Origin of the sequence: Mesorhizobium sp. M7A.F.Ca.ET.027.02.1.1 (assembly GCF_004022985.1) — a bacterium.
Lineage (GTDB): Bacteria > Pseudomonadota > Alphaproteobacteria > Rhizobiales > Rhizobiaceae > Mesorhizobium.
Window position 1 is genome coordinate 1 of record NZ_RZOL01000264.1, and the last position, 8,509, is coordinate 8,509.

General features: G+C 63.2%; 6 protein-coding genes. 3 read left to right on the plus strand and 3 right to left on the minus strand.

Going from position 1 to position 8,509, the window contains the following annotated elements; genetic code table 11:
• Positions 1-137: 137 nt before the first annotated feature.
• Positions 138-1,082 carry a carbohydrate kinase family protein gene (locus EN749_RS24390; RefSeq protein WP_128364128.1) on the minus strand — a complete coding sequence of 315 codons (945 nt, stop codon included), beginning with the start codon at positions 1,080-1,082 and terminating at the stop codon, positions 138-140.
• A gap of 277 nt (positions 1,083-1,359) precedes the next feature.
• Here EN749_RS24390 and recA point away from each other — a divergent pair, with 277 nt between their 5' ends.
• Both recA and alaS read left to right on the plus strand, forming a co-directional pair.
• The gene (gene recA / locus EN749_RS24395; protein ID WP_027036993.1) at positions 1,360-2,460 is read left to right on the plus strand and encodes a recombinase RecA; all 1,101 of its coding nucleotides are present in this window, start codon (positions 1,360-1,362) and stop codon (positions 2,458-2,460) included.
• A gap of 296 nt (positions 2,461-2,756) precedes the next feature.
• Complete coding sequence (gene alaS / locus EN749_RS24400; RefSeq protein ID WP_128364129.1) at positions 2,757-5,423, plus strand: alanine--tRNA ligase; 2,667 nt, start codon at positions 2,757-2,759, stop codon at positions 5,421-5,423.
• A gap of 45 nt (positions 5,424-5,468) precedes the next feature.
• Here the strand turns inward: alaS and EN749_RS24405 are convergent, their stop codons facing one another.
• Entirely contained in the window at positions 5,469-6,086 is a 618-nt protein-coding gene (locus tag EN749_RS24405; RefSeq protein ID WP_127810655.1) for a glutathione S-transferase family protein, read from the minus strand.
• A gap of 12 nt (positions 6,087-6,098) precedes the next feature.
• On the minus strand, positions 6,099-7,310 hold the full coding sequence (locus tag EN749_RS24410) for an NADP-dependent isocitrate dehydrogenase (protein WP_127810654.1): 1,212 nt from the start codon (positions 7,308-7,310) through the stop codon (positions 6,099-6,101).
• A 214-nt stretch (positions 7,311-7,524) separates the two neighbouring features.
• Here EN749_RS24410 and EN749_RS24415 point away from each other — a divergent pair, with 214 nt between their 5' ends.
• Entirely contained in the window at positions 7,525-8,439 is a 915-nt protein-coding gene (locus EN749_RS24415) for an RNA methyltransferase (RefSeq protein ID WP_128364130.1), read from the plus strand.
• The last annotated feature ends 70 nt before the right edge of the window (positions 8,440-8,509 follow it).

The window sequence follows — 8,509 nt, forward strand, 5'->3', positions numbered from 1 at the left end:
GCCAGAGCCTGCGCCACCGGCGCGTGGATGTCGATGAGGGGGCGGGCGGTCTCAGGGGTCATCAGGGTCTCCAATCCGGAATGCGGCGCGTCCGTCGGGACACCAGGCAACATCGCGGCACTATGAATTCGCCGGTCTCATGCCACTTCCCTGGCATCCGGCACAAGAGCCAGCGCTTCCGCGAAGCTTGAGGCGGTGAACTCGGGAACGGCGTTGGCGCTTTCGATGGCAAGCGTCGCCCCGGCGATGCCTTCGCGCAGGGCCACCCGCAGCGGCAGTCCGCGCAGCAAGGCAGCGACCGTTGCGCCCGCCAGCGCATCACCGGCCCCGGTGACGTCAGCGACTTTTCGGGGATTGGGCGGCATGATCGAAAAGGCGCCTGTTTCATCGAACCCCAGCACGGGCGCGTCGCCTGCCGTGACCACGCCACTGACGAGGCCGCTGCATCGCAACCCGTCGACGACCTCGCGCTGCCTGGCATTCGCGGCGACGCCGGCCAGCACCATGGCCTCGCGCCGGTTCATGAAGACCAGCGAGAGCTCCTTCAGCACCGGTATCAGCCGCACCACCTTGGCCGGCGAGATGGCAATGGCGAAAACCGGCTTGCCCGCGGCGAGCGCGACCAGCCGTTCCAGCGCCGCCGTCGGCAGGTTGGCGTCGCAGAACACGGCATCGGCGGCCGCGATTGCTTCGCGCACCCTGGAGCGGCGAATCTGTTTGGGAAAGGCCAACTCATAGAGCGCCATGTCGGCGAAGCCGACGATCAGCTCGCCCTCGCTGTCGATCAGCGCCGTGTAACTCGGCGTCGTGCGGTCGAGGAAGACCGCCGACAGGTCGGTAATGCCTGTCTCGGCGATGGCTCGCGAAACGGTATCGGCAGCGGCATCGCCGCCGCGAACCGACATCAGCGACGCGGAGACGCCGCGCCGCACGGCGCTGCGCAAAGCATTGAAGACGCCGCCGCCGACATCCTCGCGCATTGTGCCCGGATTGGAGGCGGCAGGCACGTAAGCGCCGGACACCTGGCCGCGTCGGTCGATATGGGCGCCGCCTATGGCCAGTATTTTCGCGGATTTCAGCATGCCGGCGATATGACCTTTGTTATTCCAGCCGCACAAGCGCTAGGTGCGACGGAGCTTCGCATGCGAGGCGGCGATTCGGCAGGTCGAAACAACCGAGCCGTCTGGCCCAACGTGCGGTGCATTCCTGATCGAATCCCTGGACAAAAAAAGAACAAATCCGGATATTCCTTGTTTTTCAGTTATTTGACCCCTCTTGCCAAATGAGAACAAAAAAGGTACAAATAGGCAGGGATTACGGATTGTCCGGCCTTCATTGACGACCAAGGGGTGATGTATCATGGCTCAGAATTCTTTGCGGCTGGTAGAGGACAAGGCAGTGGACAAATCAAAGGCTCTGGATGCGGCGCTGTCGCAGATCGAGCGGGCTTTCGGCAAGGGCTCGATCATGCGGCTCGGCGCCAACGATCAGGTCGTCGAGATTGAAACGGTGCCGACCGGCTCGCTTGGCCTGGACATCGCGCTTGGCGTCGGTGGCCTGCCGCGCGGCCGCATCATCGAGATCTACGGGCCGGAAAGCTCGGGCAAGACGACGCTTGCCCTGCACACCGTTGCCGAAGCCCAGAAGAAGGGCGGCATCTGCGCTTTCGTCGATGCCGAGCACGCGCTTGACCCGGTCTATGCCCGCAAGCTTGGCGTCGATCTCGAAAACCTTCTGATCTCGCAGCCTGACACTGGGGAGCAGGCGCTGGAAATCTGCGACACGCTGGTGCGCTCCGGCGCCATCGACGTGCTGGTGGTCGATTCGGTCGCGGCGCTGACGCCACGCGCCGAAATTGAAGGCGAGATGGGCGATTCGCTGCCCGGCCTGCAGGCCCGCCTTATGAGCCAGGCGCTGCGCAAGCTGACCGCGTCGATTTCGCGCTCCAACACCATGGTCATCTTCATCAACCAGATCCGCATGAAGATCGGCGTCATGTTCGGCTCGCCTGAAACCACCACCGGCGGCAATGCGCTGAAATTCTACGCTTCGGTGCGCCTCGACATCCGCCGCATCGGCTCGATCAAAGACCGCGACGAGGTTGTCGGCAACCAGACCCGCGTCAAGGTGGTCAAGAACAAGCTGGCGCCGCCCTTCAAGGTGGTCGAATTCGACATCATGTTTGGTGAGGGCGTCTCCAAAACCGGCGAACTGGTCGATCTCGGGGTCAAGGCTGGTATTGTCGAGAAGTCTGGCGCCTGGTTTTCCTATAACTCGCAGCGTCTCGGCCAGGGCCGCGAAAATGCCAAGCTGTTCCTGCGTGACAATCCCGACACGGCACGCGAGATCGAGTTGTCGATCAGGCAGAATGCCGGGCTGATCGCCGAAAAATTCCTCGAGAATGGCGGCCCTGAGCGCGGCGATGATGACGGTTTCGAGGAAGAATCCGGCGCGATGTAACAGCTTCGTGCGCGATGCCGGCCGGAGTTCGGCCATAATCGCTTTCTATTATCTCAGGCTTATGTAATCGAGTTCCGCGTTATTGCGTTTCGAAACCGCCGGCCCAGTGCCGGCGGTTTTGCGTTTCGGCGGCGGAACCAGGCCGGGTCGAACGGCCGGCAAAGGCCGTGGATTGGACCAATTCCGTGTTTCTGGACAGGGTGAAGCGCGGCGGCTAAAAGGCCAAGTCCTAATCTTCTAAAACGCAGAGCCCATTTCCGCCGGTTTGCCGGCGGCTTTTCCAAAAAGGCAGCATCATGAGTGGCGTGAACGAAATCCGGTCGACATTTCTCGACTACTTCCGCAAGGAGGGTCACGAGATCGTCGCATCGAGCCCGCTGGTGCCGCGCAACGACCCGACGCTGATGTTCACCAACGCCGGCATGGTGCAGTTCAAGAACGTCTTCACCGGTCTGGAGAAGCGGCCCTACTCGCGCGCCTCGACCGCCCAGAAGAGCGTTCGCGCCGGCGGCAAGCACAACGATCTCGACAATGTCGGCTACACCGCGCGCCATCTGACCTTCTTCGAGATGCTCGGTAATTTCTCCTTCGGCGACTATTTCAAGGAGCGCGCCATCGAGCTTGCCTGGAACCTGATCACCAGGGAGTTCGGGCTGAACAAGGACAAGCTGCTGGTCACCGTCTATCACACGGATGACGAGGCGGCCGGCTTCTGGAAGAAGATCGCCGGTTTTTCCGACGACCGCATCATTCGCATCGCGACCTCGGACAATTTCTGGGCGATGGGCGACACCGGACCGTGCGGGCCGTGCTCAGAAATCTTCATCGACCGCGGCGAACACATCTGGGGCGGCCCTCCCGGCAGCCCGGAGGAAGATGGCGACCGTTTCCTGGAATTCTGGAACCTGGTGTTCATGCAGTATGAACAGGTGACGAAGGAGGAGCGCATCGACCTGCCGCGTCCGTCGATCGACACCGGCATGGGCCTGGAGCGCATGGCATCCATCCTGCAAGGGGTGGAAAGCGTCTTCGAGACCGATCTGTTCCGCCACCTGATCGACGCGGCCTCGTCCGCGATCGGGCATGGTCCCGACAAGGAGACGGTCGCGTCCTACCGGGTCATTGCCGATCATCTGCGTTCGTCCTCCTTCCTGGTGGCGGACGGCGTGCTGCCTTCGAATGAAGGCCGGGGCTATGTCCTGCGCCGCATCATGCGCCGCGCCATGCGCCATGCGCAGCTGCTGGGTGCCAACGAACCGCTGATGTGGAAGCTGGTGCCGGCGCTGGTGCGCGAGATGGGCCAGGCCTATCCGGAGCTGCTGCGCGGCGAACAGTTGATCACCGAGACGCTGAAGCTCGAGGAGACCAGGTTTCGCAAGACGCTGGTGCGCGGCCTCGGCCTGCTCTCCGAGGCGACGGAGACGCTGCATGCCGGCGACATGCTGGACGGCGAAACGGCCTTCAAGCTCTACGACACCTATGGCTTCCCGCTCGACCTGACGCAGGACGCGCTGCGCCAGCGCAGCATCTCGGTCGATCTTGCCGGCTTCACCAACGCCATGGAGCAGCAGAAGGCCGAGGCGCGAAAGCATTGGGCAGGCTCCGGCGACGCGGCGACCGAGACCATCTGGTTCTCCGTGCGCGAGAAGGCGGGCGCCACCGAGTTCCTCGGCTATGAGACTGAAGCTGCCGAAGGCATCATCCAGGCGCTTGTCCGGGACGGCAAGGCTGTCGACAGCGCCGGCAAGGGCGACGCCGTGGCGATCGTCGTCAGCCAGACGCCGTTCTATGCCGAGTCCGGCGGCCAGATGGGCGACACCGGCATCATCTCAGGCGAAGGCTTCTCGATCGAGGTTTCGGATACGCAGAAGAAGGCCGATGGGCTGTTCGTCCATGTCGGCAAGGTGGCCAGCGGCACGGTCAAGACCGGCGCCGCCGTCGAGCTGAAGGTCGACCATGCCAGACGCTCGAGGTTGCGCGCCAACCATTCCGCGACGCATCTGATCCATGAGGCGCTGCGCGAGGTGCTGGGCAGCCATGTCGCGCAGAAGGGCTCGCTGGTGGCGCCCGAGCGCCTGCGCTTCGACATCTCGCACAACAAGCCCATTTCACCGGAGGATCTCGAAGAGGTCGAGCGCATGGCCAACGAGATCGTCGTCCAGAACGGCCCGGTGTCCACGCGCCTGATGTCGGTCGACGATGCCATTGCCGAAGGCGCCATGGCGCTGTTCGGCGAGAAATACGGCGACGAAGTGCGCGTCGTGTCGATGGGCACCGGCGTTCACGGCACCAAGGCCAACCCGCCCTATTCGGTCGAGCTCTGCGGCGGCACGCATGTCCGGGCGACCGGCGATATCGGCCTGGTGCGTGTCGTGTCGGACAGCGCGGTCGCGGCCGGCGTGCGCCGCATCGAGGCGCTGACCGGCGAAGCCGCGCGCAAACATCTCGACGAGCAGGACCGGCGTTTGAAGGCGACGGCGGCCGTGCTCAAGATTTCGCCGGCCGATGTGCCGGCGCGCGTCGAGACGCTGCTCGAAGAGCGCAAAAAGCTTGAGAAGGAACTGACCGAGGCGCGCAAGAAGCTGGCGCTGGGCGGGGGATCGTCAGCCGATGCTCCAGCCGCCAATGAGACGGTCGCCGGTATCGGCTTCCTCGGCAAGACGGTCTCCGGTGTCTCGCCGAAGGATTTGAAGCCGCTGGCCGATGCCGGCAAGAGCTCGCTCGGCTCCGGCGTCGTCGTCTTCGTCGGCGCCGGCGAAGACAACAAGGCAAGCGTCGTGGTGGCCGTCACCGACGACCTCATCGGCCGCTTCAGCGCCGTCGACCTTGTCCGCGTGGCCTCCGCCGCATTGGGCGGGCAGGGCGGCGGCGGGCGGCCCGACATGGCCCAGGCCGGTGGCCCCGACGCTTCCAAGGCCGATGATGCGATTGCAGCAGTGAGGGCGGCACTCGAAGCGGCGTAGGCTAGTGGGCTGAATTTAAAGCAAAAGTTGGCGGGACGTCCCTTATCAGCCGACTTTTTCAGTCTGCGCAAAGGTCGGCCGGGCGACGATGCGTGCATACCAATCCTGGATATCCGCAAAGCGCGCAAGCAAATCTTGCCCCTCGCTGACCTTGACGAAATAGGCAATGATCGGCGCCGCGTGCAGGTCGGCCAGTGTCAGTTGCTCGCCAAGCAGCCACGGACCTTGTGGCTTCAGCGATCTCAGCACCGTCTCAGCCTGAGCAAGGCCGCCGGCGATCAATTCCTCATCCGGCTCAGCCTTTTCCAGCCGCTCGACGGCAACATCCCAGACCATCGCGCGATAGCCATAGGCGTCGAGCATGCCTATGATTTGGCCCATCCTGGCGCGGCCGCGCGCGTCGGCAGGCTGCAGCGCCGGTCCGTCGAAGGCCTCGTCGATATAGCGAGCAATCGCATTGGTCTCGAAGAGGCGAAACCCGTCATAACAGAAGGCCGGGATGCGGCCGAACGGATGATGCTCGAAATACCAGGCGGGAACGCCCTCGGCGGCAAAGACATCGACCGGCACAAGCTCGTAGTCGATGCCTTTTTCCGCGAGTACGAGGCGGACGATGCGTACATAGACGCTGTACTCCGCCCCGTAGACGATGGGCTTGCCCATCTTGCTTACTTGTCAGGCCATCGCCTTCTGCAGGTTCTCGTCGATCTTGTCGAGGAAACCGGTGGTCGACAGCCAGGGCTGGTCGGGGCCGATCAGCAGCGACAGGTCCTTGGTCATGAAGCCTGACTCGACCGTCTGTATGCAGACCTTTTCCAGCGTTTCGGAAAAACGCTTCAGATCGGCATTGTCGTCGAGCTTGGCGCGGTGGGTGAGGCCACGCGTCCAGGCGAAGATCGAGGCGATCGAATTGGTCGAGGTTTCCTCTCCCTTCTGGTGCTGGCGATAATGGCGGGTGACGGTGCCATGCGCGGCTTCGGCTTCCACCGTCTTGCCGTCCGGCGTCATCAGCACCGATGTCATCAGGCCGAGCGAGCCGAAACCTTGCGCGACCGTGTCGGACTGCACGTCGCCATCATAGTTCTTGCAGGCCCAGACATAGCCGCCCGACCATTTCAGGGCGGAGGCCACCATGTCGTCGATCAGGCGGTGCTCGTACCACAGCTTCTTCGACTTGAACTCGGCCGCGAACTCGGCCTCGTAGACTTCTTGGAAGATGTCCTTGAAGCGACCGTCATAGGCCTTGAGGATGGTGTTCTTGGTCGACAGATAGACCGGATAGTTGCGCAGCAAGCCGTAGTTCAGCGAGGCGCGGGCGAACTCGCGGATCGACTCGTCGAGATTGTACATGGCCATGGCGACACCGGCGCCGGGCGCGTCGTACACATCGTGCTCTATCACCTGGCCGTCCTCGCCGACGAATTTGATGGTCAGCTTGCCCTTGCCGGGGAAGCGGAAATCGGTGGCGCGGTACTGGTCGCCGAAGGCATGGCGGCCGACGATGATCGGCTTGGTCCAGCCGGGCACCAGGCGCGGCACGTTCTTCATGATGATCGGCTCGCGGAAGATGGTGCCGCCGAGGATGTTGCGGATGGTGCCGTTCGGCGACTTCCACATCTTCTTCAGCTTGAACTCCTCGACGCGCTGTTCGTCGGGGGTGATCGTCGCGCATTTCACGCCGACGCCGTGTTTTTTGATGGCGTTGGCCGAATCGATGGTCACCTGGTCGTTGGTGGCGTCGCGGTGCTCGATGCCGAGGTCGTAATATTCAAGCTTAAGGTCGAGATAAGGGTGGATCAGCTTGTCCTTGATGAACTGCCAGATGATGCGGGTCATCTCGTCGCCGTCGAGTTCGACGACCGGGTTCGCCACCTTGATCTTCGCCATGGAAAGAATGCCTCGTTGCTGGATATGGGACGGCCTTGCCCGCGCGGCGTTGGGCCGGGAGATGTCGCCCGTATATCAAAGCGCTTTTGGCCACGCAAACGGCGATCGGTCACGAATTGGAGGCCATAGCCGTCGTCATTTGCGAATGCTTCATTTTCCCGGCCGAATGTGGCAGGGACGCTGAAATGCCGCAAACAGCAGTTCATTGACAATCATGCCCGTCATCAAAGATCCCGATAGCATTGCAGTCGCCGGCCCGGCGATCATCCTCGTTGAGCCTCAGCTTGGCGAGAACATTGGCATGGTCGCGCGCGCCATGGCCAATTTCGGCCTGTCGGAGCTGCGCCTGGTCAACCCGCGTGATGGTTGGCCGAGCGAGAAGGCGCGCGCTGCGGCCAGCCGCGCCGATCATGTCATCGACGCTGTCACCGTCTTCGACGATCTGGCCTCGGCGCTCGCCGACCTGAACTTTGTCTTCGCCACCACGGCCAGGCAGCGCGACGGCTTCAAATCTGTGCGCGGGCCGGTGGAGGCGGGCAGGCTGCTGCGGGCGCGCCACGTGATGGGCCAGCGCACCGGCATCCTGTTCGGACGCGAACGCTTCGGCCTCTACAATGACGAGGTCGGCCTTGCCGACGAGATCGTCACTTTCCCGGTCGATCCCGATTTCTCCTCGCTCAACATCGCCCAGGCAGCACTTCTGATGTCCTACGAATGGATGAAGTCCGGCCTGGAGGACGAGACCAAGACCAATTTTTCCGGCCCGGACATGAAACCGGCAAGCAAGGAAGAATTGCACGGACTGTTCGCCTATCTCGAAGGCGCGCTGGAAGCGCGCGGCTATTTCCGGCCGGCGCCGAAGAAGCCGAAAATGATCGACAATCTGCGCGCGGTGCTGACACGCCCCGGTTTTGCCGAACCGGAGCTGAAGGTGCTGCGCGGCATCATCTCGTCGCTCGACAGGTTTTCGCCGGCGATGCCGCGCGGCGACGGGTCCCCTGGCGACGATCCGCGGCGCTTGCCCGCGGCCGCCGCGCGTGCCCGCAAGGCGGAGGCGGCACGCCTTGCCGACACCGGCAAGGACGATGACATACCGCCGCTTGGCGGAAAAGGAACCGACAATGACTGAGCGGCCGATCCTGATGTTCGATTCGGGCATCGGCGGGCTTACCGTGCTGCGCGGGGCGCGCGGGCTGATG

What these genes read in the sequence shown, in the direction of transcription:
- EN749_RS24390 (WP_128364128.1), bottom strand. Translation starts at nt 1,082, where the DNA reads ATGCTGAAATCCGCGAAAATACTGGCCATAGGCGGCGCCCATATCGAC.
- recA (WP_027036993.1), top strand. Translation starts at nt 1,360, where the DNA reads ATGGCTCAGAATTCTTTGCGGCTGGTAGAGGACAAGGCAGTGGACAAA.
- alaS (WP_128364129.1), top strand. Translation starts at nt 2,757, where the DNA reads ATGAGTGGCGTGAACGAAATCCGGTCGACATTTCTCGACTACTTCCGC.
- EN749_RS24405 (WP_127810655.1), bottom strand. Translation starts at nt 6,086, where the DNA reads ATGGGCAAGCCCATCGTCTACGGGGCGGAGTACAGCGTCTATGTACGC.
- EN749_RS24410 (WP_127810654.1), bottom strand. Translation starts at nt 7,310, where the DNA reads ATGGCGAAGATCAAGGTGGCGAACCCGGTCGTCGAACTCGACGGCGAC.
- EN749_RS24415 (WP_128364130.1), top strand. Translation starts at nt 7,525, where the DNA reads ATGCCCGTCATCAAAGATCCCGATAGCATTGCAGTCGCCGGCCCGGCG.